The 234-nt window shown below is 74.8% G+C and carries 1 pseudogene; it reads right to left on the bottom strand.

The window, feature by feature from the left end:
• A pseudogene (locus SB754_RS23080) lies at positions 1-215 on the bottom strand (YhgE/Pip domain-containing protein); the annotation flags it as partial.
• Positions 216-234: the final 19 nt, after the last annotated feature.

A 234-nucleotide genomic window follows, 5' to 3' on the forward strand; every position in this document is an offset into this window, starting at 1 on the left:
GACAGGGCCGACGTCCCATCGGCGAGCAGGAGCGCGCCGTCGCGGGCGTCATAGGCTCCCGACGCGAGCTGAAGGATTCCGTCGCCCAGCTGGTCCGCGCCGTCGCCGAGCGCGGTCGCGCCGTCGGAGAGGGCCGTCGCGCCCTCCTGCGCGGATCCCGCGCCGTCGGCGAGCTGCAACGCGCCGTCCGCGGCGTCGCCGGGCTGCGTGCCCATGTCTGTGAAGCTCACGAAT

It is taken from the genome of Leifsonia sp. SIMBA_070 (assembly GCF_046534635.1).
In the GTDB taxonomy this organism is placed as follows: domain Bacteria; phylum Actinomycetota; class Actinomycetes; order Actinomycetales; family Microbacteriaceae; genus Leifsonia.